Source organism: Amycolatopsis sp. WAC 04169 (genome assembly GCF_003947535.1).
GTDB lineage: Bacteria > Actinomycetota > Actinomycetes > Mycobacteriales > Pseudonocardiaceae > Amycolatopsis > Amycolatopsis keratiniphila.
Window position 1 is genome coordinate 90,445 of the sequence record NZ_QHJI01000007.1, and the last position, 23,648, is coordinate 114,092.

At 67.4% G+C, this 23,648-nt stretch carries 17 protein-coding genes and 1 tRNA gene; 6 read left to right on the top strand and 12 right to left on the bottom strand.

Features of this window, described 5'->3' with window-relative positions; all coding sequences use genetic code 11:
• Positions 1 to 21 precede the first annotated feature (21 nt).
• From DMC61_RS19765 to DMC61_RS19780, 4 genes are all read left to right on the top strand, one after another.
• Positions 22 to 2,238, top strand: coding sequence for a glycosyl hydrolase family 18 protein (locus DMC61_RS19765; RefSeq protein ID WP_125690936.1), 2,217 nt, complete (start codon positions 22 to 24; stop codon positions 2,236 to 2,238).
• 67 nt (positions 2,239 to 2,305) lie between these two features.
• The gene (locus tag DMC61_RS19770; protein WP_370456419.1) at positions 2,306 to 3,322 is read left to right on the top strand and encodes a lactonase family protein; all 1,017 of its coding nucleotides are present in this window, start codon (positions 2,306 to 2,308) and stop codon (positions 3,320 to 3,322) included.
• Between the two features lie 133 nt (positions 3,323 to 3,455).
• Entirely contained in the window at positions 3,456 to 4,625 is a 1,170-nt protein-coding gene (locus DMC61_RS19775) for an alginate lyase family protein (RefSeq protein WP_125690538.1), read from the top strand.
• A 139-nt stretch (positions 4,626 to 4,764) separates the two neighbouring features.
• Positions 4,765 to 4,838: transfer RNA gene (locus DMC61_RS19780), tRNA-Pro, on the top strand.
• Between the two features lie 138 nt (positions 4,839 to 4,976).
• Here DMC61_RS19780 and DMC61_RS19785 read toward each other — a convergent pair.
• From DMC61_RS19785 to DMC61_RS19805, 4 genes are all read right to left on the bottom strand, one after another.
• Complete coding sequence (locus DMC61_RS19785; protein WP_125690539.1) at positions 4,977 to 6,200, bottom strand: site-specific integrase; 1,224 nt, start codon at positions 6,198 to 6,200, stop codon at positions 4,977 to 4,979.
• 247 nt (positions 6,201 to 6,447) lie between these two features.
• Complete coding sequence (locus DMC61_RS19790; RefSeq protein WP_125690540.1) at positions 6,448 to 6,669, bottom strand: hypothetical protein; 222 nt, start codon at positions 6,667 to 6,669, stop codon at positions 6,448 to 6,450.
• A gap of 323 nt (positions 6,670 to 6,992) precedes the next feature.
• Positions 6,993 to 9,620, bottom strand: coding sequence for a tetratricopeptide repeat protein (locus DMC61_RS19795; protein WP_158634117.1), 2,628 nt, complete (start codon positions 9,618 to 9,620; stop codon positions 6,993 to 6,995).
• A 521-nt stretch (positions 9,621 to 10,141) separates the two neighbouring features.
• Entirely contained in the window at positions 10,142 to 10,906 is a 765-nt protein-coding gene (locus DMC61_RS19805) for a hypothetical protein (RefSeq protein WP_125690542.1), read from the bottom strand.
• Positions 10,907 to 11,249: 343 nt separating this feature from the next.
• Between DMC61_RS19805 and DMC61_RS19810 the strand changes: the two genes are divergently transcribed.
• Positions 11,250 to 11,609 carry a hypothetical protein gene (locus tag DMC61_RS19810; RefSeq protein ID WP_125690543.1) on the top strand — a complete coding sequence of 120 codons (360 nt, stop codon included), beginning with the start codon at positions 11,250 to 11,252 and terminating at the stop codon, positions 11,607 to 11,609.
• 1,213 nt (positions 11,610 to 12,822) lie between these two features.
• Here DMC61_RS19810 and DMC61_RS19815 read toward each other — a convergent pair.
• The 7 genes from DMC61_RS19815 to DMC61_RS19850 all read right to left on the bottom strand — a co-directional run bounded on the left by DMC61_RS19815 (position 12,823) and on the right by DMC61_RS19850 (position 18,381).
• Positions 12,823 to 14,826: a hypothetical protein gene (locus DMC61_RS19815; protein WP_125690544.1), complete on the bottom strand. Its 2,004-nt coding sequence runs from the start codon at positions 14,824 to 14,826 to the stop codon at positions 12,823 to 12,825.
• A 243-nt stretch (positions 14,827 to 15,069) separates the two neighbouring features.
• Complete coding sequence (locus tag DMC61_RS41685; RefSeq protein WP_233594869.1) at positions 15,070 to 16,056, bottom strand: DNA cytosine methyltransferase; 987 nt, start codon at positions 16,054 to 16,056, stop codon at positions 15,070 to 15,072.
• 95 nt (positions 16,057 to 16,151) lie between these two features.
• On the bottom strand, positions 16,152 to 16,790 hold the full coding sequence (locus tag DMC61_RS19830; RefSeq protein WP_125690545.1) for a hypothetical protein: 639 nt from the start codon (positions 16,788 to 16,790) through the stop codon (positions 16,152 to 16,154).
• On the bottom strand, positions 16,787 to 17,023 hold the full coding sequence (locus DMC61_RS19835) for a hypothetical protein (protein WP_125690546.1): 237 nt from the start codon (positions 17,021 to 17,023) through the stop codon (positions 16,787 to 16,789). Before DMC61_RS19835 ends, DMC61_RS19830 begins: the two co-directional genes overlap by 4 nt.
• Before the next feature lie 37 nt (positions 17,024 to 17,060).
• Entirely contained in the window at positions 17,061 to 17,699 is a 639-nt protein-coding gene (locus DMC61_RS19840) for a hypothetical protein (RefSeq protein ID WP_125690547.1), read from the bottom strand.
• Positions 17,700 to 17,746: 47 nt separating this feature from the next.
• Positions 17,747 to 18,160 (bottom strand): hypothetical protein, encoded by a 414-nt coding sequence (locus DMC61_RS19845; protein WP_125690548.1) that lies wholly within the window; start codon positions 18,158 to 18,160, stop codon positions 17,747 to 17,749.
• Positions 18,157 to 18,381: a hypothetical protein gene (locus tag DMC61_RS19850; RefSeq protein ID WP_125690549.1), complete on the bottom strand. Its 225-nt coding sequence runs from the start codon at positions 18,379 to 18,381 to the stop codon at positions 18,157 to 18,159. The genes DMC61_RS19845 and DMC61_RS19850 overlap by 4 nt, the downstream gene beginning before the upstream one ends.
• Positions 18,382 to 18,756: 375 nt before the next feature.
• Between DMC61_RS19850 and DMC61_RS19855 the strand changes: the two genes are divergently transcribed.
• Entirely contained in the window at positions 18,757 to 19,170 is a 414-nt protein-coding gene (locus DMC61_RS19855; protein ID WP_125690550.1) for a hypothetical protein, read from the top strand.
• A 5-nt stretch (positions 19,171 to 19,175) separates the two neighbouring features.
• Here the strand turns inward: DMC61_RS19855 and mobF are convergent, their stop codons facing one another.
• Positions 19,176 to 23,633, bottom strand: a complete 4,458-nt coding sequence (gene mobF / locus DMC61_RS19860) for a MobF family relaxase (protein ID WP_125690551.1) — start codon at positions 23,631 to 23,633, stop codon at positions 19,176 to 19,178.
• Between the last annotated feature and the right edge of the window lie 15 nt (positions 23,634 to 23,648).

The window sequence follows — 23,648 nt, forward strand, 5'->3', positions numbered from 1 at the left end:
AGACTACTCAGCGCACTCACCGTGACACTCCTCGCCGCCGGGCTCCTCGTGGCCGCAGGTAATCCGGCGTCGGCGGCGGGCCGCCTCCGCGCCGCCTTCACCTTGGCCGGGAACACCGGTGAGTACACCGTCACGAACCCCAGCAGCGAAACCGTCGCCGACTGGTCCATCACCTTCACCGTGCCCGCCGGCGTGACCGCCACGAGCGGCTCGCACGCCACGGTTTCCCAGTCGGGCAACCAGGTCACCCTCACCCCGGCGTTCTACATCAAGTCGCTCGCGCCGGGCCGTTCGACCTACCCCTACAGCCCGTCGTTCCAGCTCAGTTCCGGGGTCAACCCGACCACGTGCCGGATCGACGACGCCAACTGCGACGGCTCCGGCGACACGCCGCCGTCGACCCCGGCCAACCTGCGTCTCGTGGCGAAGACGACCACGACCGCCGCGCTGGCGTGGAACGCCGCGGCTCCCGGCTCGCTGCCCGTCGTCGGCTACGACGTCTACCAGGGCACCACGCTGGCGGCCTCGGTCACCGGCACCGAAGCGAGGATCACCGGGCTGACGCCGAACACGGCGTACAGCTTCACCGTCGTCGCCAAGGACCGGAAGGACGCCAAGTCGCCGCCCACCCCGGCGCTGGCGGTGACCACCAACAACCCGAGCGACGACACCCAGCCTCCGACGGCGCCGTCGAACCTCCGCTCGACCGCGGTCACCTCGGGTTCGATCTCCTTGGCGTGGAACGCGTCCACCGACAACACCGGCGTCGTCTCCTACGACGTCTACCGCGGCACGACCCTCGCCACCACCGTCACCGGCACGACCGCGACGGTGACCGGGCTTTCACCGTCCACTTCGTACTCTTTCACGGTCAAAGCCCGTGACGGGTACGACAACGTCTCCGCGGCGAGCGCGGCCGTCAGCGCCCGCACCGGCGACATCGTGAACGGCTACGCCCGGGTCGGCTACTTCGTCCAGTGGGGCATCTACGGCCGCCAGTTCTTCGTCAAGAACCTGGTGACCAACGGCTCGGCCGCCAAGCTGACCCATCTGCTGTACGCCTTCGGGAACATCGACCCGGTCAACCACACCTGCCTTTCGGGTGTCACCAAGGGAACGACGTCCAACCCGCAGGACCCGAACCAGGGCGACGGCGCCGGCGACGCGGAAGCCGACTACTCGCGGCCGATGTCCGCGGCCCAGTCCGTCGACGGTGTCGGCGACACCGGCTGGGAGACGCTGCGCGGCAACTTCAACCAGCTGAAGAAGCTCAAGGCCAAGTACCCCAACCTGAAGGTGCTCATCTCCCTGGGCGGCTGGACCTACTCGAAGTACTTCTCCGACGTCGCGGCCACGCCCGCCTCGCGGCAGAAGTTCGTCGCGTCGTGCATCGACACGTACCTGAAGGGCAACGTGAAGGCGTACGGCGGCGCCGGCGGACCGGGCACGGCCGCGGGCATCTTCGACGGTATCGACATCGACTGGGAGTGGCCGGGCAGCCCCGACGGGCACCCCGGGAACCACTGGAGCGCCAACGACAAGACGAACCTGACCGCGCTGCTGGCCGAGTTCCGGACGCAGATGGACGCCTACGGCGCGACCACCGGCAAACGGTACGAACTGCAGGCGTTCACCCCCGCCGACCCGGCGAAGGTGAAGGGCGGTTGGGAGATCCCGAAGATCTTCGACTACCTCGACGTCGCGAACGTGCAGGGTTACGACTTCCACGGCTCGGGCAGCGACAACTCGTGGGAGCCGAACCGCACCGGCCATCAGGGGAACCTCTACGCCGACGCGGACGACCCGTACAACTTCAAGTTCAGCGTGGAATCGGCGATCAACGCCTACACCGAAGCCGGTGCCAATCCACGGAAACTGACCCTCGGGCTCGCCTTCTACGGCAGAGGCTGGCAAGGGGTCGCGGACGGCGGGAAGAAGGGCGAATGGCAGAGCGCGACCGGTGCCGCGCCAGGCCAGTTCGCCGAGGAAGCAGGTACTCGTGGCTACGCGAATCTCTTGGCCAGTGTCCCCAACTGCGCCGTCCAGCACGACACCGCGGCCGTGGCCACGTCGTGCTACACCGGCAACGGCGGGCAATGGTGGACCTTCGACGACGCCTGGTCCATCCAGCAGAAGGTCGCCTGGCTCAAGACGAGAGGACTGCTCGGGGTCATGGCCTGGGAGATGTCCGGTGACACCGGATCCCTCATGACCACAGTGGACAACTCGCTGAAGTGACGCACCCGGCCCTCGCGCGTGGTGAGCCACGCGCGAGGGCTTCACCTCCGCCGCGGCTTGCTGCACAGTGTGCTTCGTGACTACAGCGAACCAGGTGCTCGTCGTCGGCTCCTACACCGCCGCGAGCGACGGCCGCGGCGAGGGCATCGGCACGTTCCGGCGCGACGCGCGGACCGGGGAACTGACCCCGGCGGGCTCGCTCGCGCTGGATTCGCCGAGCTGGCTGACCCCGCATCCCACCCTCCCGGTGCTCTACGCCGTCAACGAGACGGCCGAAGGCGCGATCACCGCCGTGGCGGTCGCCGAGGACGGGACCCTGTCGGTCCTGAACACGCTGCCGACCGGCGGGGCGGATCCCTGCCATCTGTCGGTCACGCCGGACGGCCGTTTCCTGCTGTGCGCCAACTACAGCGGCGGCAGCCTGGCCGCGTTCGCGCTGGGGCCGGACGGCGTGCCCACCGTGCGGACGGCGCTGGTCCAGCACGAAGGCGGCGGCCCGAACACCGACCGGCAGGAAGCCGCGCACGTCCACATGGCCGTCGTCGACGAGACGGGCACGCTGGTCAGCGCGGTCGACCTGGGCACCGACGAGATCCGCAGCTATCGCCTCGGCGAGGAAGGCGAACTGATCCCCGTGTCGGTGTCGACGCTGCCCGCCGGGACCGGCCCGCGGCAACTGGTCCGGCGTCCCGGCACGAACCACGCGTACGTCGTCGGCGAACTGGCCGCCTCGCTGGTGACGGTGCGCGAAGAGCCGCCGGGCACGTTCACCGTGGAGAGCTCCGTTCCGGCGACGCTCGAACCTGGTGGCGAGAACCTCCCGGCGCAGCTCGTCCTGCACGACGACCGGCTGTTCCTGTCGAACCGGGGTCCCGAGAAGATCACGGAGTTCGCCTTCGACGGCGTGGCTGTGGCCGACCACGGCACCGGCGAATGGCCACGGCACTTCTCCATCGTCGGCGAACACGTTTATGTCGCCGCGCAGAGCAGTGACGCAATCCAGGCCTACGAACGCGCGACCTGGCGCATGATCGGCACTTATCCGATCGGGAGCCCGGCCTTCGTCGGCCTTTGGCCACATTGATTCATTCAGCCCGCTGAACGGGACGGGCTTTCTTTCTTTTCGAGGCGAATAAAGGCCTTGACGCAACTGGTTCAGACCATGACACTGAACCCACGCCGCCGGTGACCTGGCTCACACCCGCCCGAGGAGAACCATGTCCCTACCGAGGAAACTGCTCGCCCTGGCCACACTCGTCCCGTTGGCGCTAAGCCTTTTCAGCGCTCCCACCCAGGCCGCGCCCGCCACCTTCACCCACCCCGGCGTGCTGGTCAGCCGCCCGCAACTGGACTTCGTCCGCGCCAAGGTCCAGGCCGGAGCGCAACCGTGGAAACAGGCCTACGACGCGATGATGTCGAGTTCGTACGCCTCGTTGTCCCGGTCACCGAAACCGCGCGCCATCGTCGAATGCGGTTCCTATTCGAATCCGAACATCGGCTGTACCGATGAACGGCAAGACGCGATCGCCGCGTATTCCCTTTCGCTAGCGTGGTACATCACGCGCGATGCGAAATACGCGACCAAGGCGATCGAGATCATGGACGCGTGGTCGGCGGTGCTCAAGGATCACACGAACAGCAACGCTCCCCTGCAGTCGGCGTGGTCAGCCTCCTCGTGGCCGCGCGCCGCGGAGATCATCAAGCACACCTACACGGCCTGGCCGAACTCCGGCCGCTTCGGCACCATGCTCCGGAACGTGTACCTGCCCGAGGTGATCAACGGCAGTCACAGCAACGGGAACTGGGAACTCAGCATGACCGAGGCCGCGATCGGCATCGCCGTGTTCCTCGACGACAAGACGGTCTACGACAAGGCCGTCGCGAAGTTCCGCACCCGCGTCCCCGCCTACCTCTACCTGATCAGCGACGGCGCACTCCCGAAGACCGCGCCCGGCAGCGGGCTGGACACCCGCGACAAGATCGTGAAGTACTGGCAGGGCCAGACGACGTTCGTCAACGGTCTCTCGCAGGAGACCTGCCGGGACTTCACCCATACCGGTTACGGCCTCGCCGCCATCGCGAACTTCGCCGAGACCACCCGCATCCAGGGCCAGGACCTCTACCCCGAGATCGCCGACCGCCTCCGCGAAGGCCTCGGCTTCCACGCGAAGTACCAGATTGGCGCCGCGGTCCCGTCGTGGCTGTGCGGCGGCAGCCTGAAGCTCGGGCTCGGCCCGATCACCGAGGTCGGGTACAACCACCTCCACACCCGCCTCGGGCACACCATGAGCAACACGGAGGCCCTCACCCTGCGTCAGCGCCCGGCGGGCACCAACAACCTGTTCGTCGCCTGGCAGACCCTCACGCACGCCGGCAACCCTCAGTGACCCCGTGGGGGCCGCCCGAATGCGGCAGGGCGGCCCTCACGGACCGTTTTCCCAGCTCAGACACACAGTGACCCCTGGTTGCAAGCCCCTGTTCGGGACCCGCTAAAGTACTCACATCGCACTCCACGGAGCGCGGGTCCGGGCTGTGGCGCAGTTTGGTAGCGCACTTGACTGGGGGTCAAGGGGTCGCAGGTTCGAATCCTGTCAGCCCGACCGGAAGACAGAAGGCCCGTGAGCAGCATAACCGCTGCTCACGGGCCTTCTTCATGATCAAGGCTGATCGTGACGGTGATCTACGCCTTGGCTCGCTGGGGACAGATTGGGGACAGATTCCCCTTCAAGCGCCCGAAATCAGACGGCCCGCAACCTCGGCCGCCTGGGCACCGACAGGTGCTTGGTCAGGAGATCGCCCGCGTCCGTGATGGATTGCCGGTCGGGATGCAGGTACCGCTGAGTTGTCGTCAACGAGCCGTGGCCCGCGATCTTCCGCAACACGTGGACCGGGACGCCGGCATCCGCCATCCACGTCAACGCCGTGTGGCGGAGGTCGTGGCGGCGAAGGTGCTCGAAGCCCAAGGTGCTGACCACCTCGTCCCAGTGAGTAGCGTCCCGCAGAATCGCCGTAGTCACCCGACCGCCCCGCGGGCCCGTGAAGAGTCGCGCCATCGGATCCGAGCCCACCGCGTCGAGACGAGCAGCGACCAGCGGCCGAATCTCTTCGATCAGCGGAACCGTTCGGGCACGCCGTCCCTTGGTGGCCTTGTCCACCAGGCCCCCGGGCGCCGTCGTCGTTTGCCGCCGAACCGTCCACAGCCACTGCTCCCGGTCGATGTCGCAGGCTCGGACACCGGAAACCTCGCCGATTCGCGCAGCCGTGCACGCCATGAACGTCACGATCTTCCCCCATCCCGGGTAGCCGGGCGTAAACTTTCCCGCCGATCGCTGCACAAGAGCGTCGGCGAGGCCAGTAAGGCTGTCCCAGCCAGGCAAGGCCAGAGATCGCGGGTTGTCCAGCTCATCCTCCGCGAGCTGAAATTCTCTCTGCCATCCCGTAATCCGCGCCGGATTGCGATCGACCAACTCGTCGCGGTACGCCTGTTCCATTACCCGAACAAGCATCGCGAGGCTGTTCTTGATCGTCGACTTACTACAGCCATCCGCTATCCAGCCCATCGCGGCGCGGTCAACGACCCCGTACGTGACGTTCTTGACTGGAAGGTGCCCGATCGTCGGCTTCACGCGTTTTCGCCACCCGGCGAGGTATGGGTCGGTCGTCTTCGTCGCCAGGCCGCGAATGGCGACGGACAGGTTGAGGTCGCCGTACTCTCCGAGCGGCATCTCGGCAGCCGTCGGATCGACACCACTGGCCGCCGCCCGCTCCATGTCTTTGATCCACGTCTCGGCGTCGTCAGCCGTGGAGAACGAACGGGAGATCGACGGATAGGCGTTCGAGTTCGGATCACTCCAGCGAACCCGGGCCCGATACGGCTTGGGACGCCCCACACGGTGTTCGATATCCGTTGCAAGCGACACACCCATCGGCGGGGTCCGATATTTGGCGTCAGACCGAGTCATGTTCCATTCCTGTTCCCGAATCGATAAAGGGCCACACGTCGAGCCCCGGTCAGCACTCAACGCCAACCAAAAGCGACCGACGAGCATTAATGAGCAATTAAGGTTTCCGGCTGCGACGCGACGCGAACATCGCCGTCACTAACCCACCTTGACCACTGAAATCGAACCTAAACCAGAATCTGCACTATGAAAAGAGTATCTCGCAAATGCTCGGCAAATTCGCGTCGCTGACGTTGCACGTTTTTCTTTAGTCGCAGCTTTTGCCGAACTTGCTGTAGCTGGGACGCGACACGCCTGTTTGAGCAAGGTGTACCAGGTCGGCGAGTGCCGACCTGCCTTGCAGGACGACCTTGTTCTCAAGGCCACGGTCCTCAGGTTCCTTGGCATGCGGCACGCGACCACCACCGAGCTTTAGGTCGGCTGGGTAGTCTTCACGATCGGAGACCTCGACGGTGGTGACACCCGCCACGCCCCGTGGTCCGTAGCAGTGGCTTTGCACCTAGAGGGCTCGTCACCGAAGGCTCGAACTTCCGACAGTCTGTTTACAAGTTCCAGCGCTGCCTTGGCGATACTTGGATCCCCTGGCCATAGGTGGCGCCAGTTGCACAAAACTAGGTTCCCGAGGCGCGAGTGGACATCAGTCGTGGGACCAACTTGTGGACCAAGATCCGCAGGTCGACGTTCTCTAGGTCGACGTTCTCTCCGAGGCCACGCCAGCTGGCCACACTATGCCCCAGCAACGAAAGCGCGGCCGGCACATGCCAAAGTAGCGCGCACTGCCTGCGTCGATTCTCATTCGGTTTCGCACTCGTCTTGCTCATCGAGCAGTAATTGCAGATTGTTCAGGGCGTGGGTGTCTCCTGCGGCGATGGCGTCCCGGTAGAGCTGCTCGGCCTCAGCCTCACGACCAGACTGCTTACTCAACAGGATCCCCAGGCCATTCAGGGCGTGGGTGTCTCCTGCGGCGATGGCGTCCCGAAAGAGCTGCTCGGCCTCAGCCTCACGACCAGACTGCTTACTCAACAGGAACCCCAGGCTATTCAGGGCGTGGGTAATGCCTGCGGCGATGGCGTCCCGAAAGAGCTGCTCGGCCTCAGCCTCACGACCAGACTGCATACTCAACAGAGTGCCGAGGCCGAAGAGGGCGTGGGTAATGCCTGCGGCGATGGCGTCCCGAAAGAACTGCTCAGCCTCAGCCTCACGACCAGACTGCGCACTCAACAGGAACCCCAAGCCGAACAGAGCGTCGGTTTTGCCTGTGGCGACAGCGTCCCGAAAGAACTGCTCAGCCTCAGCCTCACGACCAGACTGCATACTCAACAGTTTCCCCAAGCCGAACAGGGCGAGAGTGTTGCCCGCGGCGATGGCGTCCCGGTAGAGCTGCTCGGCCTCAGCCTCACGACCAGACTGCTTACTCAACAGGTTCCCCAAATTTACCAGAGCGGGGGTGCTGCCTGCGGCGATAGCGTCCCGGTAGAGCTGCTCAGCCTCAGCCTCACGACCAGACTGCGCACTCAACAGGATCCCCAGGCCATTCAGAGCATAGGTGTTGCCTGCGGCGATGGCGTCCCGAAAGAGCTGCTCAGCCTCAGCCTCACGACCAGACTGCGCACTCAACAGGATCCCCAGGCCATTCAGAGCATAGGTGTTGCCTGCGGCGATGGCGTCCCGAAAGAGCTGCTCGGCCTCAGCCTCACGACCAGACTGCGCACTCAACAGTTCCCCCAGGTTGTTCAGGGCGTGGGTTTTCCCAGCGGCGATAGCATCCTGGTAGAACTGCTCGGCCTCAGCCTCACGCCCGGATTGCATGCCCAACAGGGCCCCGAGAGCGGACAGGGCGTCGGTGTTGCCCGCGGCGATGGCGTCTCGAAAGAACTGCTCAGCCTCAGCCTCACGACCAGACTGCGCACTCAACAGGAACCCCAAGCCGAGCAGGGCGTCGGTTTCGCCCACCGCGATGGCGTCCCGGTAGAACTGCTCAGCCTCAGCCTCACGACCTGGTTGCTCGCCAAGCACGATCCCGACGTAAATCAGGGCTGTCGGGTCATCGGTACTGGCGGCGATGAATGCCTGTTCAGCAACGTCAAAACGGTCGGCGTGATAGGCGCTAGCGCCGACACGGAGGCATTGCTTGGGGGCGAGCGCCGCGGTGAGAGTGGTCCACGTGGTGTCGCTGACTGGTCCGGCGAGCGGTGCGGCTGAGTCGGCGTAAATTCGCTGGGCCCGATCGAGAAGGTAGTCGGAAGCAAGGAAATGCTGCTTGGAGGCGGGCTGCAGGCAGGAGCTGGCGCCGAGGACCGGCCGGGTGGCCCAGTGCAACCCGACCTCCAGCGAGGGTAGGTCGGCACGATACCGCCACGCAGGCGGCAGGAACTGGATGTGCAGGTCGTCCAGAAGTGCGGCGGGCACGGGGTCGTGGTGTCCGGCGCGGCGGCAGTCGACCGCCGCGCTGATGAGGGCTTGGCCGCGGATAAACTCGGGCGTTTCGCCGGTGCTCCAGCGGTCCATCATCGCTACCCCCGCAGCCAGGTACTCGGCGAACCCTTCCGGAGCAGCAACCGCGCGCCTGACCCGGGCGTCGCGCTCACCAGCTCGGACAGCACGGGTTCTCTCGTCATCGGTGAGCGCTGCGGCAACCCTGATCCGACGCCGACCGCGGACACTTGCGAGAACCTCCATTGCCGCCCGGTCGATTCCCGCCCCAGTGTCGCTGGCATGACGAGCAGCGACGTCGGTGTGCAGGGCGAGTTGCTCATCACGCATCGTCGCGACCACCGCCACGCCGACTCTCCCGGAGGGGCACAATCGCTGCAACAATCCAACATCGAGGCCGTCGGCGCCGAGGTAGCGCTCGAGGTCGTCAAGCCAAAGCACTGTCTCGGACAGGTCCACGTCGGCGTCCACGATCTCCCGTAGCGCCGGGCCGCCGTCGGGCACGAGCAGTTTATGAGCGGGTCGTAGGCGGCGCAGCGCCTCGGCCGCCGCTCGCGATTTCCCCACCGCAGCCGGGCCGTGCAAAAGCACCATCCCGCCGGCGTGGATGGCCCATTCGAGGTCCTCGTCGATGTCCCGGGCGACATAGGGAGGTAGATCTGAGCCATCGTCAGCATGGGTGTCGATCGCCGGCTTCACCCGCAGGTCGAGCAACCCCACTCCTGATACCGGCGGCAACTCGCCATCAACCAGGTGCAATGCTCGCCCCAACAGCGGGTTCTCCTCAGCTCCGGTAATCGTTGCGGATGGGGAAGCCGGTCGGCCGCGCATCCACCGCCACAACGCGGGCACGCCAAGGGCCAGCGCGGCCACGATCCCCGCTGGCCAACTCAATCCCTCTAACACGTTGCGGACCGGATGCTGATCAGCCAGCAGCCAGCCCGGCAGCCCGAACGTACCCACCAGCCACACCACTGCGGCCACCACACCGACCACCACCGCGACTCGCGGCCACCGGCGAGACCTCACCAAGTCCTCCCCACCCCGCCCGTGCCCCACGGGGGCCACAACCATTACTTCTACTGTCGCAGGTACCGCCCGGTGCGCTACGACTGCACCTATCAGCTCACCGGTAGTCGCCAAAGATTCCAACCGAGCAGCGCCTTCGACACCATGACCGCAATGTTCGACGCATAATCGAACACATGCTCGATACAGGCGATACCACATCTCCAGGACCCCGGCACCTGCACATCGTGCGGCCGAGCCGCCCCGTGTGGGTGGACTTGAGCAAGGTGTACCAGGTCGGAGAATGTCGACCTACCTTGCCGGACGAGCTCAACCTCACGGCCACGGTCCCCGGCTTCCTCGGCATGTGGCAGGCGACCTCGAGCAGGGCGGTACCCGCCATCAGCAGTGGGTCGTCGCGGACGCGTTGTGGCCGCGAGACGCGTGATCCTTCTTCCGTGATTCCGTCAGCCGCCTTGTGTAGCGCTGCCCGCGAGAGGTCAACTGTCGCTCGAATCGTCCGTTCCGATGGCGACGATCCGCGCTTGGAGCGCCTTGAAGCCACCGACGTCGTTGTGGACCTCTGCGGGAAGCTTCGTAAATGGGAAGCCGTGTTTGTCGAGGGTCTGAATCAGGCGACGTAGCGACAGATAGAGGGGCCTGAGCCTGTTTTGCCGGTAGGCAAGCCGGACCGCCCGGAGAACAGGTTCGAGTTGTCCGCCCAGGCTTCGGCGGCCGGCGTCAAAGGCAGGGTCGACGAGCTGGTCCCACATCTCGTCCTTGAGCAGTCTCTCGCCAAAGACCTCGGCGAGACGCCCGAGCAGTGGTTCGGCTTCAGCCAGAAGAGAGTCGATGAGCTGGGATCGACGCCGGTCGTGGCGAGCTTGCTTTGGGTCGCGCACCACTCGATCTGTCTCACGTTGTGACGTGGAGGCGTAGAGGCGTAGGAATCGCTGCTCGGCGGCTTGACGGGACGAGACAGGCAGATGGTGCGCGATCTCGTTCCAGCTCATCTGGTGTTCGCGGGCTTTCGTCAGCAGCCGGAGTTCCGCGGCGTCGACGTCGTCGCGGACGAGGGCGATCAGTTCCAGGGCTAAGCCGAGTTCACTCGGCCCCAGCTCGGCTTCGGGGCCTGCGCCGGCGACTTCTTCGACCAGATGCAAGACGCGTCCAGGCTTGGACATGTACCGCTTGACGCCCAGCTTACGTGCAAGCTCGGCAGCCTTCAGCGCCAAGTCGTCGGCGGTGGAATTCGGCTTTTCCATGCGGATCCTCTGCCTGCTTTGTCAACATGTCGTTGACAGTGTAAGTCAACGTCGCGTTGACTTACTGAGATGGTTCAAGCGCCACCGTTCCGGATCTTCAGGTTGTTACAAGCTTCACCCGGTTGGCGAACGAGGTTGTCTGTACCAGCGCCAAAGCGATGACAAAAGTTGGCAAGGCGGGCCGGGTCGACGTTCTACAAAAAGTTTGCGGGCTTGCAGAAAATACGAAAAGTGACCCATGTCACATGGAGTTGTATACTCGCGGGTCGCATGATTGTGACTGCACGGTACGGCCGTTCGGGTGACCGTTCGGTTTGGAGGACTCCGTCGGCAACATGCTGGCTTGCATGAACCGACGGCGCCCCGCGTGCGTGTTACTGATCAGCGACGGCGCCTTGCCAGCCATACCGTCGTTGACGCGAGCAGCATTCGTGAGGCCCTGGCGATCCACGTCAGGGCCTCATTTTGTGAGACCTCGCCACAGACTTCCGCTGCCGTAGCGGCCATCTTCGCGACGTGGAGCACCGTGATCACACGGTCGATCTTCTTGTTCGCCTTCGAGTCCTCGCTGCTACCAGACGAGGCCGAAGGGTCCTGCGTTTCGCTCACCGATTTCTACCTCGGCTTCCTTGGCGCGACGTTCGCGCCATGGCCGGCGAACGTGGTGCAGGCGGCCGAGGCAGACCGGGGAGCATCCCGCTGAACGAAGCTGACAATACAGGGCGACCGTGACGCAGGGCACGCAGCGGATGGCCCGTGTGGTGTGTCGAGCGTTATCTGGCCGTTAACGCGCGCCGAGCGGCTTGCGCGTGCGCAAGTCGAAACCTGAGACCTCGACGCGACCTGAAGGTGCTGATCAATCCCACATAGCCGCAGATCCCAAGGCTGTCGTCACTCGTTCGAAGGAACCTGCGCATCGCACCCCTGTTCGAACTACGCGCAAGGCCGCGGCAGCGCAGAAAAACTACTCTGCGTAGATGGCTCGCCAAATCGCGTGGGCACTATGTGGGTGACGTCGGAGCAACACGAAGGAATCGTCACTCCTCGTAATACACATGCAAATGCACGTGCATGAGCGCAGAGGCATAGGTTCGCCAATAAGTTCCACTCCGGCGCCCCTGTCGACGAACGGCGCTCCGACGTCGACGAATGGCGATCGACAAGTGGCGGCGCGGCAACTCGATCATGCGCCCGGCCTCCACTCGGCCAGCCTCTTTCGAAGCACGAACTGCAAGGAGCCCAGCATCCGACTCGCGCCCGCGACACAGCACCATCGGCCGCGTCAACGCCGCAATAAAAAAACGTGCCCAGACCCCTTGCGCGGGTCGGGCACGCTCATGTACATTTGACGGTTAAGACTGTAGCCACAGTCCTAGCCACCGTACAGACTTCAGATTCGCTACCTTCAAGTTACCCCCCAAGATGGGGGGTATGTCAACCGGTTTCACTCGGTTGATGCTGGTAGACCGGTGAACCCGGTCACGGTCGGCTGCCGAACACACGGAAGGCCTCATCTGTGCAACCGCGTGACATCGACCAGTCCTCCAGCACCAACAACGGCCAGCGGAACCATCTCGACCCGTTTATCCGCCGCTACCCGCACCGTAGGCAGACCGTGCCCGCGGCTCCTGCCGGGCCGGCGGGCGTCCGTCCGGACTCCGACCCCGGACTCCACGGCAGGACCCGCACGGGCACTGTCCACCGGATCACCAGCTTGGGACTCCCCGCCTGTGGATCCGGCCTCAACGGGTGGGATCCACAGAGCATCCAGCGGACCGAAAGCGCCGTGACCTGTCGCAGGTGCCGCGGCGGGGCCGCGAACCCTCTGCAGCTGACCCTCTTCTAAACGGACGGCTCCGGCTCCCGATTGTTCTGGTCGGGAGCCGGAGCCCCTACGGCCGCCGCCTCATCAGGCTTCAGTTCTCCTCGTCCTCGTCGAACGTGTCGGCATCTTCATCCTCGAGGTCGTCGTCTTCGAGCGGCTCGTCGAGCGGCTTGTCGTCCTCGAAGTCGACGGCGAAGGGGTCGTCGCTTCCGTAGCGGTTGCGGAGGGTGGTGAGCTGCTCGGGGAACTCCTTGTACACCTTCGCGGGCCGCAGCCGGAGACGCTCCATGATCTTCCGATCCAGCTCGTCCTTGAGGTGGTACATGTAGCGGAGCGTCGCGCCGGCACGGGTGATGTCGGCGATCAGCTCGCTTTCCATCGCCTTGTACTCCTCGTCCGGCGTCTTCGGCGCGGGCTTGCTCGGCTCTCCAAGACCGCCGGTCGAGGTGGGCGTCGTACCGTTGGTGAAGGCGAGCGCGCGGATGCCCATGTTGCCCTGGCGCCAGTCGTCGACGAAGTGCTCCGCGTCGTCGTGGTCGTCGGTGATCACCGCGCCTTCGAGGTCGAACTTCCTCGGCAGGTATTGCTGCTCACCATCGGCCCAGGCGACGGCGTCGGCAAGGACGTTGACGCCGCCCAGGTTCCGCGCGAGCCCTTCGACGACCTTCTCGACACTCCCCCGCAGCTCCCGGATTCCGCTCACGGTGGAGCCCTGGTCGCCCAGGAGCAGGCCTGCGGCGCACAGGGCAGGCCCGCCACGGGCGATCAGCTCGGCCAGCACGGGGGTGTCGAACCGTCCGGCCGCGACGTCGGCCTCGGCCTTGGTCCGCAGGGTCTCGCTGTCGACGCCGGTGACCTTCCACTGCGTCTTCAGCAGCAGGTCCGGCGTGAAGGCTCGCATGAGGGCGCGTTCGGCGGTGGCCGCGGGGTCGCGGAACTGGCGGACGACGAGCGGGCCGATCAGCTTGGCACGCTTGACCTTCGTCAAATAGGAGCCCTCGTCGGTGATGACGAAGTCACGGATCAGCGGTTCATTCTCCGGGGCGGTCACCGCCCGCACGAGCTTGGCGGCGCGCACGGTCGCCTTTCCCGCGACGTCCGGCTCACGCCCGAGAAGCGCGTCCGCGGTTTCGGCGTCCAGCCGGTTCTGGTCGCGCAGGGTGAGGACGAAGCGTTCCCCGATGACGTTGGCCTGGGCCACGTCGCTGAAGGGGCGCGGCTGGACGTGCACCGACTCCACGTAGTCGTTCACGACCGCGGGGAAGCCCCCGGGAATCGGGGTGGTCATGTCCTCTTCGACGACACCGACCACCACCAGCGCCGGCATCGTCGCACCCCGCGCGGCGTCGAGGGTGCGCCGAGCACCCGGCGTGGTGGCGAAGCGATGCGTGAGGCGGCCGTAAGCCTCGCGCAGGTGGTCCAGCGGGGCATCGCTGCCCTTGAGCGGGGCGTCGGCCGCGGTGTCGGTGAGGACGTGACAGGCCTCGACACGGGTGCTGCCCTCGATGGTGTGCAGGAAGAACCGCTCATGCACCGTGCCGTCCTTGTCGGTCACGTACGCGCGAGCGAGCACGACGACGGGCGGGTTCCACACTCCGCGCGGGCTGTTGCGGATCTGGGTGATCAGGTCCGGCGACCGGATGGCCTTCGCGCTCAGAGAGACCGCGTCGGTCATGTCGGTGAGCGAGGGGGTGTGGTAGTCGATGATCGCGGGCTTGTGGTGCCGGCCGATCGGCCACGGCCTGGTCCGGTTGCCGTTTTCGGTGGTGGTCTGCAGGGAGTAGCGGCTGCGGCCGTTCCCGCCATCTCCCGACACCGCCGAGGTCCACAGGGTCGTCCGGTGCGCGAGCAGGAACTTCCCGGCGGGCGTCTGGATCGCCTGCAGGTGGGAGAACGGGTCCTTCGCGTCGAGCCGGCCGCGGTCGGCGGCCGGGTCCACCATCGCGGTCGCGAGGCTGAAGGCCGCGTCGGCGGGCAGACTCCAGGAGCTGGCGAAACGCGTCGCGGAGTTCTTGATCGCCCTGCCGTCGGCAAGGTCAGGGAAGTCGATGTCCTCGCCAGCAATGTGGTAGCGCTTGGACGGGCTGTCAGACATGAAGTCGTCCTCTTCTTCTCGGATCTGAATATGACGCCCAGACAGTGGGCGGATCCGAAGAGGACTCGTCCCAGCGGCCCTTCCAACGCGTGGCGTGGGTCCTATCTGGCGACTGAGCTACCACGAGGTCTGTCCGCGAAGAGGAGAACCAGCCGGACACGAGGACGGCAGTCCATGGACTCCGAGTCGTACGTCGACCTTCAGGTTCCCGTTCGTCAACAGCCCGAGCAGGTCGGTCGTCGATCAGCCTAGCACCGCCGCTGAGACCCCCATCACAGGGTCTGCCGGGAGCGTCGCGGAGGGCTTCGAGCCGGCGAGCAGCAGGGGCTTCAGAACGGCGGCGGCCAAGGGCGGCGGGACGGCGTTGCCGACCTGGAGTTGCCGGGAAGTCGAGCCGCCGGACCACGGATAGTCGGCGCGGAAGCCTTGCAGTAGCCCGGCTTCGGCCACCGTCATGTTCCGACGGGTCCCGTCGGGCCATTCCCACTTGTTCCGTCCACATCGACCGGTCATGGTGAACGCGGGTCCGGTCATCGGTCGACGGCCGCGGCGTTTCGGGTCGCCGCCGGTGCCGTAGTTCGAGACCAACACCGCGCCGTCCCAGCCGAGTACGTCGGCCATCGACACCGGCTTCACACTGTGCGGGCCGGGCGCGAGCGCGCCCTCGTCGAGGCGGGCGGTCAGCACCGCCCGCCGGCGAGTCTGCGCGACCCCGTACTGCTCAGCGGCCACGACCCCGGTCCACGTGCGGTAGCCGAGTTCGCGCAGCAGCGCGGCGGCGTGCTGCCACAACGGGAGGACCGCGGGAACCTGCTCCAGCGCCACCCACCGCGGACGAAGCCTGGCGACATAGCGGAGCGGCTCGGCGGTCAACGGCGACCGCGGGTCCGCCCACGCCACCTTGTCCGGAAGACGGCCCTGCGCGAAGGCCGCCATCCTGTCCGCGACCTCGGCCTGATCGATCCGACCACGCCCCGTTCCGGATGCGGACCACGGCGGACACGGCGGCGACTGGACGACACCGTCGACATCGTCGAACTGGTCGAGATCCACTGCTGCGACATCGGCGATCAGCCGGCGGTGACCTGCTGCCGTGGCGGTTTCGGCGGCGTCGGGATCCAGCTCGATCCCGAGAGAGTCGCCGCGGAAGCCCGCCAGGCGCAGCCCTTCCGACCAGCCTCCAGGGCCAGCGAACCCTTCGACCACCAACCCGCTCGCGGTCGAGGTCATCGGCGCATCCCCTCATGCTGTCGCTGTGTCGTCGGCCCATCATGGATCACCAGAATCCTGTTCTCAGCAGATAGGCACCCCTGGCGTGTCATCCGTCATGCCTCCCCAGCGAGGTAGGCGCCCTGGCCGGTGCGGCTGTAGGCGACGGTCCATCCGGTGAGCCAGTCGTGGACGACGAACCGGTGCTGGCCGAGGTCGTGGGCGATCGCGGCGAACGCGGGCAGGTTCTCCGGGTCGGTGAAGGTCAGCACCCCCGGTTCGCGGTAGGTGCGTACGCCGCTGTCGGGCAGCAGGCGGGCGGAGATGAGTTCAGCCGGTCCGCCGACCCACACGGGAAGGTGGCGGGAGTGCAGGGTTTTGAACTCGGCCAGGGTGTGCAGCTGGTTGCCGGGGGCGTAGCCCTCACGGAGTCCGATCGCGATCAGGGCCGACGCGCGGGCCAGCTGCCCTCTGCTCTGCCACCGGCCGGTGGCAGCGAGGTTTCGCGCGGCGCGTTCGCAGTCGCGGGGGTCGGGGGTTCCGTGCGCGACGCTGGGGTCGCGGACCAGCACGATCTGCCACGCGGTGATGCCGGTGGTGAGCACGTGGGCGGTCATCGGGACGCCGGTGCGGCGGGTCAACGCTGTGATCTCGTCCGCGATGTCGGCGAGTGGCACGGACGGTGAGGTGGAGTCGAGTTGGTGAGCCCAGACTCCGGGGGTGTAGGCGGCCTCGCGGTAGGCGGACGTGCTCATCGGAGGTCCTTCCGGCTCGTGTCCGGCAGCTGCCGCTGCTGGTCGGTGCGTTCGGCATCGGCCCGGACGACGGGGGTGGCCGGCGGGGTGGCGACGGTCAGGTACACGCGGCCCAACGTGGTGGCCCCGCGGTTGGCGTAGAACCGGCTGGTCTCCTGGACCTCCAGCACGGTGGCGATGCGTTCGACCGCGGCGGCGATCTCGGTTTCGGTGCCCTCGACGCGAATCCTCATCGGATGATCTCTCTTTCGTGGCCGGGGTGGACGGTGGTCAGGACTCGATGCGGGAGGCGAGGAACGCGGCCGGGTCGTCGGCCTTCGCCGCGAAGGCGCGGTCCTCGGGGTCGATCGCTTCCAAGACCTCGCGGGGTGTCGTGTTGTTGATCTCGCAGTTGGTGAGGACCTTGTGCTTGAGCGCGCCGTAGGCGTCGGCCTCGGCGATCGCGAAGAAGTCCTCGGGGAACATCACGTGCAGCGCCGCCGCCAGCTGAGCCCCAGGTGTCCCTTCCGGTTCTGGTGCATTGGTCTCGTCGGCGGGCACTGCGGTGTCCAGGTGGGCTTCGAGGTCGGCCAGGGTGAGCGTGCATTGACGCTGGAAGTAGGGCTGCCCCACATCAGGCGGGAGCAGTTCGTGGAGTCGGTCGTCGTCGACGGTGAAGACCGTGACCCGGCGACCGGCCATCGTGCCGGTGATCTTGACTCCGACATCCCCGTGCGGGTGGGCTCCCAGGGTGACCGTCCTGTCTCCGCCGAGGGTGTGCGCCCACGCGACAGCCGCTGTGACCCCCTCGGTACCGGAAATCTGAAGCGTCGAGCCCGAGACGCTGGCCAGCTCGGCAAGGTCGGGGTGGGCGTTGATGTGCACGGACAGGGCTGCGAAGAGTGCTGCCTGGTTCAGGGTTTCGGTCATGTCGTTCAGTCCTTTGTGGTCGGTGCTCGGCGGGATGGTGGGGTTCGTCAGATGTGCCATTGGTGGCCGCAGTCGAGACAGGTGGCGATTCCGGCGAGGACGTAAAAACTCCAATGTGTGCAGCCCATGTGGACGTCGAGCGCGGCGCGGAACTCGGTCACGGCGGCGGTGATGAGGTCGTCGACGCGGGCGGTTTCGATCTCGGTGAGGACGGCGGTTCCCGTTCCGCTGCACGGGACGTGGCGGGCGTCGCGGACGCCGCCGCAGGAGGTGGCTCCGTCGGAGACGCTGATCTCGGCTCCGCAGCGTGTGCAGGTGCCTTCCCAGAAGTAGGCGTGCCCTCGGCGGCGGGCGTTCGGCCCGAGCCGCCACGTCATCGCATGCCCGCGACCGGACAGGACCTGGTCCCAGTTGTCGCGGGCTGCTTTCACCGCAACGGTTTCGGCAGCGCTGGCGCTCATGACGCGGCCTGGTCCGGCTCGCAGGCGAACAGTTCTTCCTGGCCTTCGACCTGGCCCCAGCTGGCGAGTTTGGTGTCGGCGCCGGCGGTCCCGGCCGGGCGCTTCCCGCGCCCCTTCGCGGCACCGACCTGGTCTTTGAGTTCGTGGAGTTTCTCCACGGTCATGCCGAGGGCTTCGGCGTTGAGTTCGTCTTTGGTCTTCTTCTTTCCCTGTGCTGCCATGGCGATCTCCCTCGTGGGTGGTGATCCGCTGGTGTGCCGGGTTGGTTTTCTTCGCTGCCCGTAGGGCGGGGCGTCGGCTCTGCCGCTGCCCCTTTTCGGCGCACCGCGCGGCCCCAGAGGCTCGCGGTCAAGGGGTCAGGCCGAAAAGTTTGTGAGCGCACGCTTTTCGCGCTCAGAAAGTTTTCGGAATGCGCCCCTTTACCGTGAGGTTGGGGCCGTGCTAAGCCGGGCTGCGAAGCTCAAAGACACAGTCCGCGCTTGCGCGGACCTTGTTCCGCCCGCAGAGGGCGGTTATCGGTGAAAGCGCACCGACGCCGGCGGATTGCCCCGGTCGGTGGACGGTTTCTGTCGGGGGCGCGTGTCACCATGGATTCCATGGAGCTGACCGGACGCGACTTCGACCGGATTCCTCGCGGCAACGTGCGGGTGCCGGTGGTGGAGTTCGCGCGCCTGTGGCTCGCCGCTGAACGCCAGTACGACCGTGAGCGCACCTGGGCTGCGCTCGGCGTGGTCGACGTGTGCCGCTGGATTGCCTGCGCGACCGTCCGTCTCGAAACCGGCCGCACGTTCCTCGCCTACGCCCCGATCACGGAGCGAACCGGGCTCGCGCACGAGGAGACCATCGAAGCGGAATGCCTGGCCGCTCAGCGTCTCGCACTGCGCCGGCCGATTCCCAACTACGTCGCGAACCGGCCCGGCTGGCTCGATTCGATCGTGACCACCCTGGAGTGGGCGTGGCACCGCAGCGGTGTTCCGCCGCTGGACGTTCCCGCCCACTCCCAGGGCTGACCTGCTCATCGCCCGTACACCGCGCCGTCGGCGTCGGCCAGCTCGGCCGCGTCGGCGGCGTCGCTGGTGTTGCGGCGGTACAGCTCCGCCGCCTGAGCTTCCTCTTCGGCGTGCCGTTCCTCAATGGCCTGGCGGGCGGCGATCTCCTTGAGTGCGCGCTGTGCCTGCTCGACCGCTCCGGCGGTCTCCTCGGCAGAGGGCACCCGGACCTCGTCGGACTCGACGACCGGGTCCTCGTTGGCTGCGACCTCGCGGACGTCGGCCACTTCGACCTCCGCGACCACGTCCTCGCCGTCTTCGGCGGTGGTGACGGTGTCGACGTCGGCGGCGCGCTGCTGGGCGATGTCGGTGAGGTCGTGGTCGGCGGTGACCTCGCGGTGGGCATCCTCGCCGGTCATGTGCTCGTGGTGGACGTCGAGCCACTCGTCGGCGGTGACCAGCGGTGCGGGTGTGGTGTCGAGGTTGCGGGCGGAGATTTCCGCGCTGGCGCGGTCGGCCGCGGCGCGGGTTTCGGCGGTGTGGGCGTACCACAGCGCCCGCGCCTCGTCCGCGCCTTCCAGCTCTGCCGCGCGAGCGGCGAGGGTGTCGGCGAGCGCGTCGGCCTCGGCCGCTTCCTGGAGCATCCGTTCCCGCTCCTCTTCGTCGGCGACGACGTCGGCTTCGGCGCGGCGCATGGCCGCGTCCCGGCGACGGGCGTCGAGGGCCTGGTGGGTTCCGGCGAGTTCCTGGCCGACGAACTCCGGCCCCCACGCCTTCTCCCGCTCCCACGCCCGCATCCGGACCAGCAGCTGCCCGTCGGACATCTCCAGCTCGTCCCGCCCCGACTCCGGGCGCCCGAGGACTCGCCATGCCGAGCGCCACGACGCGTACGCCTCGACCTGCCCGGATTTCGGTGCCGCACCCAACGCGGTCTCCTCGTCCTCATGTCCGGTCAGCTCGCGGTGCGCCGCGACCATTCCGGCTTGCTTGCTCCATTCCTTCGCCAGGGCGGGATCCTCAGGCACCGGGCCGAACGCCTCGATCGCCCACTGCTGCGGCTCCGCCGCCAGTTGCTCCCCCAGTTCCAGACGGCGAGCATCGGCAGTGTCGGCTAGTTCCCGCAGGTAGGCCGCCCACTGCGGGTCGTCGACCTTGGGCAGCCAGTCGGCGTAGGAATCGCCGACGGGGTCGAGGGTGACGGTGTCGGTGATTCGGTGGTGGATCACGTTCGTCAGCTGCCGCGACCCGGACAGCGTCCGGGCGGTGACGGCGTGGTCGAGGACTTCGCGCGGGTCGTGCCCGGCGAGCTCGGCGCGGCGCAGCAGCCGCGCGAGCGTGGGGCCGCCGTCCTCGGCGGCGATCCTCGCCCGCTGGTTCTCCGTCAGCTTCCCCTCCTCCACGAGCTCGTCGAGCCACCGCTGAGTGCGGCCGGCGGTGGCCAGCTCGGTGGCGTCGGCGAGCAGTTCGGCCGGGGTGCGGATGGCGTCGTTGTCCGCCGCCGCCTCGGTGGCCTCGGCGAGTGCAGAGCGTTGCGGGCCGGTGCCGTCGAACGCGGCGGCCAGCACCGCCGCCGGACTGCGTTTCACCGCCTGCAACGCCGCACCTTCGGTCGCGTCGACCGGGACGGCCAGCGTCGTCACGTGCGCGGTGTTGCCCTCGCGGCCGCGGGTGAGCCCGACGTAGAGGGCTTCCTGCCCGGTCGCTTCGGTGACGACAGCGTGGCTGGTGTCGACGGTGAGGCCTTGCGCGCTGTGGACGGTCGAGGCGTAGCCGAGCGCCACGTGTTCGGACACGTAGGCGCCGGGCAGCGTGATCCGCTCGCCGAGGACTTCGCCGACGCCGTCTTCGCGTCCGAGGACGCGGGCGACGATGAGGCCGCCGTCGTCGCGGGTCTCGAGGACGCGGTACTGCTTGCGGTTGATCGGCGCCTCCGGGTTGCCGTCGAACCCGGTGAGGTTCCAGCCGTTGCGGCGGGCCTGGATCAGGTCCCCGACGCTGGCGTAGGTGCCCTGCATCCCCAGCGACACACCGGCTTCTTGGACTTTGCCGAGCCGCACGAGTTCGTTGCGGAGCTCGGCCGACAGGTGCGCGGCCTGCTCGTTGGTGTCCACGATCAGGATCGAGTGCTTCCCCGCCAGCGTGTCGGCGAGCCACGCTTTTCCGGCGGTGGCTTCGGCTTGCTCGCGGGTTCCGCCGTCGAGGATCCGGCCATGCTTGTGGTAGTCGCCTAGCACGGTCTCGTCGCCGTCGCGCAGCCGCAGCGACGCGCCGCGTTCCCACTCGGCGTGGAAGCGGCGGACCTCGGTTAGCTCGTACGCGGCCCCGGCGGTGGCCATCAGGTCCATGCCGCCTCCGGCGCCGACGGCGGCCAGCTGCCGATGGTCACCGGTCAGCAGCAGCTTCGCCCCCGCCGCCTCCACGTGTCGGTGGATGCGGGCGAGGTCGGCGGTGTTCGCCATCGCCGACTCGTCGACCACGACCAGGTCGCCGAGGTTCAGCTTCCACTCGACGTGCTCGGGGTGGGTCGAGCCCTCGGCGAGCTTCTCCTGCACCCCGAGCCACCGCGCGATGTTCCGCGCGGTCAGCCCCTCACCGGCGAGCACGTCGGTGGCGACCTGGCTGGACGCCAACCCGACCACGCGTCGAGACTGCCCGCCCCACAAGTCGTTGTCCTGCCACGCTTTCGCCAGGGCGCCGACCACAAAGGACTTCCCGGTGCCTGCCGGGCCGACCAGTGACTCGACCGCCGCGCCGGAGGTCAGCACGCCGCGCACCGCGGCGGCCTGGTCCGCGCCCAGCACCATCCCGTGATCCGCCAGCGCGGACACGAAGCCGTCCACGTCGGACACGTCCAGCGCCGGAGCTCCGCCCCGGGCGGTGGCGGCGGCGAGCGCGCGTTCGGTGTGGACATGTTCCGGGGTGGCGTAGAGACGGCGGCCCGGTGCCTCGTAGGCGGATTCGCCGTTCGCAAGCTTCAACGCGTCCGGCAGGACGGCGACACCAGGGCGGTCGGTGGCGAGCGGGGTCGCCAGCTTCACGCCCTCGGCGGTGAGCGTGTCCAGCAGCCGCGCGACCTGTGCGCCGTCGAGGTCGCCCAGGTGATCCGGCAGCGCGTCCGAGATCGCGCGCGTCAGGTCCGGCGCGGTCCACCCGGACTTCGTGGACTGCACGTCCGCCAGCGCGGTCTTCAACACGTCGTCCGGCGACCACCGGGCGGCTTCGCGCGGGCCGTGGTCGAGGTTGAGGACGTCGCGGGCGACGCCGGCGAGACCGTCGGCGACCTCGGCGCGCAGCTCGCGGTCCCAGCGTTCCAGGCGTTCCTCGACGGTCTCGCCGTCGTGCGACTTCGCCTTGCGCGTGGCGAACGTGGCCTGCCGCTGCAAGCGATCCAGCTCCAGCGAGTTCGGCTCCCGCCCGAACCGCGCTTCGAACGACTCGACCAAAGCGGCGGTTTTCTTCGTGATCGCGCGGCGGCGCGAGCTGAACAGGTCCATCACCTGCTGGTTGATTCCGACAACCTCGCGGGACTTCCCATCCGGTCGCGTGGCGAACCGGATCCCGAGCGCCTTCGCGAGGTGTTCCTCGGTGGTGCGCTCCCCCACCGCCGCGGCCGCGCCCCGGTGCGCGTACAGGGCGCGGCCGTCCAGCGTGCGCCACTGCCCATCGGCGCCTTCGACGCGGTTGAGGATCGCGTTGTGGATGTGCAGCTGCGGATCGTGGTTGCGCGAGTCGTGCTGGAAGAACGACGCCACGACGAAGTCGTGGGCGTCGATGAACCGGCCCGCGGCCCCGCCGTGGTGCCCGACCCGGGAATACCCGGCGTGCTCGGACAGGTAGTCCAGTGCCGCGCGGTTCCCCGCCCAGATCGCGTCCTCCACCGCGTCGCGGTGCGCCCGCCACGACGCGGCGGCCGTTCGTGCGTCGTCACGCTGCCGTCCGAGCTCGGCGAGTTCGGCCGGGGACGCGCCCGCCGCCATGGCGGCGGCGAGCGCGTCGTCCAGTCGTCCAGCCGTCCGTTCAGCGCGGACCTGCTGCGCCTCGAACGCGGTGTGCAGCACCGTGACCGACTTCTGGACGCTGAACGTGGCGTCCAAAAAGGCCACGTTCTTCCGCGCGGCCTTGTTCGCCTCCAGCCGCAATTCCTCGCGGCGTTCACCCGTCGCGCCCGGCTCCTTGTCCAACGCGACCGCGTACAACTCGTCCGCCGTTGGATAGTTCCGCCCCGTGTGACCGAGAGTGGACGCCTCCGCCCACCGCGTTGGATCCTTGAACGCCTCATCGCGCGGGTCGACGAACTGCTCGTAGACCGCCTGCATGTCCTGCTCGTCGACCAGCCCCGTCAAGCCGAGTTTCTCGGCCCCGCCGCCGTACCAGCGGCCCGGCGGCTCCCCCTCGGCGACCGCGTCGGTGTAGTAGTTCTCCCGCCCTTTCGCGACCTCCTCGGTGAGGTAGGAGACCGAGTATCCGTTCGACAACGTCAGCATCCCGCCCCCCTTCCA

Bases quoted from the DNA above. Each gene is read 5' to 3' on its own strand.
- DMC61_RS19775 (WP_125690538.1), top strand. From the start codon at position 3,456: ATGTCCCTACCGAGGAAACTGCTCGCCCTGGCCACACTCGTCCCGTTG.
- DMC61_RS19840 (WP_125690547.1), bottom strand. From the start codon at position 17,699: ATGACCGAAACCCTGAACCAGGCAGCACTCTTCGCAGCCCTGTCCGTG.
- DMC61_RS19835 (WP_125690546.1), bottom strand. From the start codon at position 17,023: ATGAGGATTCGCGTCGAGGGCACCGAAACCGAGATCGCCGCCGCGGTC.
- DMC61_RS19815 (WP_125690544.1), bottom strand. From the start codon at position 14,826: ATGTCTGACAGCCCGTCCAAGCGCTACCACATTGCTGGCGAGGACATC.
- DMC61_RS41685 (WP_233594869.1), bottom strand. From the start codon at position 16,056: ATGACCTCGACCGCGAGCGGGTTGGTGGTCGAAGGGTTCGCTGGCCCT.
- DMC61_RS19805 (WP_125690542.1), bottom strand. From the start codon at position 10,906: ATGGAAAAGCCGAATTCCACCGCCGACGACTTGGCGCTGAAGGCTGCC.
- DMC61_RS19785 (WP_125690539.1), bottom strand. From the start codon at position 6,200: ATGACTCGGTCTGACGCCAAATATCGGACCCCGCCGATGGGTGTGTCG.
- mobF (WP_125690551.1), bottom strand. From the start codon at position 23,633: ATGCTGACGTTGTCGAACGGATACTCGGTCTCCTACCTCACCGAGGAG.
- DMC61_RS19855 (WP_125690550.1), top strand. From the start codon at position 18,757: ATGGAGCTGACCGGACGCGACTTCGACCGGATTCCTCGCGGCAACGTG.
- DMC61_RS19850 (WP_125690549.1), bottom strand. From the start codon at position 18,381: ATGGCAGCACAGGGAAAGAAGAAGACCAAAGACGAACTCAACGCCGAA.
- DMC61_RS19845 (WP_125690548.1), bottom strand. From the start codon at position 18,160: ATGAGCGCCAGCGCTGCCGAAACCGTTGCGGTGAAAGCAGCCCGCGAC.
- DMC61_RS19830 (WP_125690545.1), bottom strand. From the start codon at position 16,790: ATGAGCACGTCCGCCTACCGCGAGGCCGCCTACACCCCCGGAGTCTGG.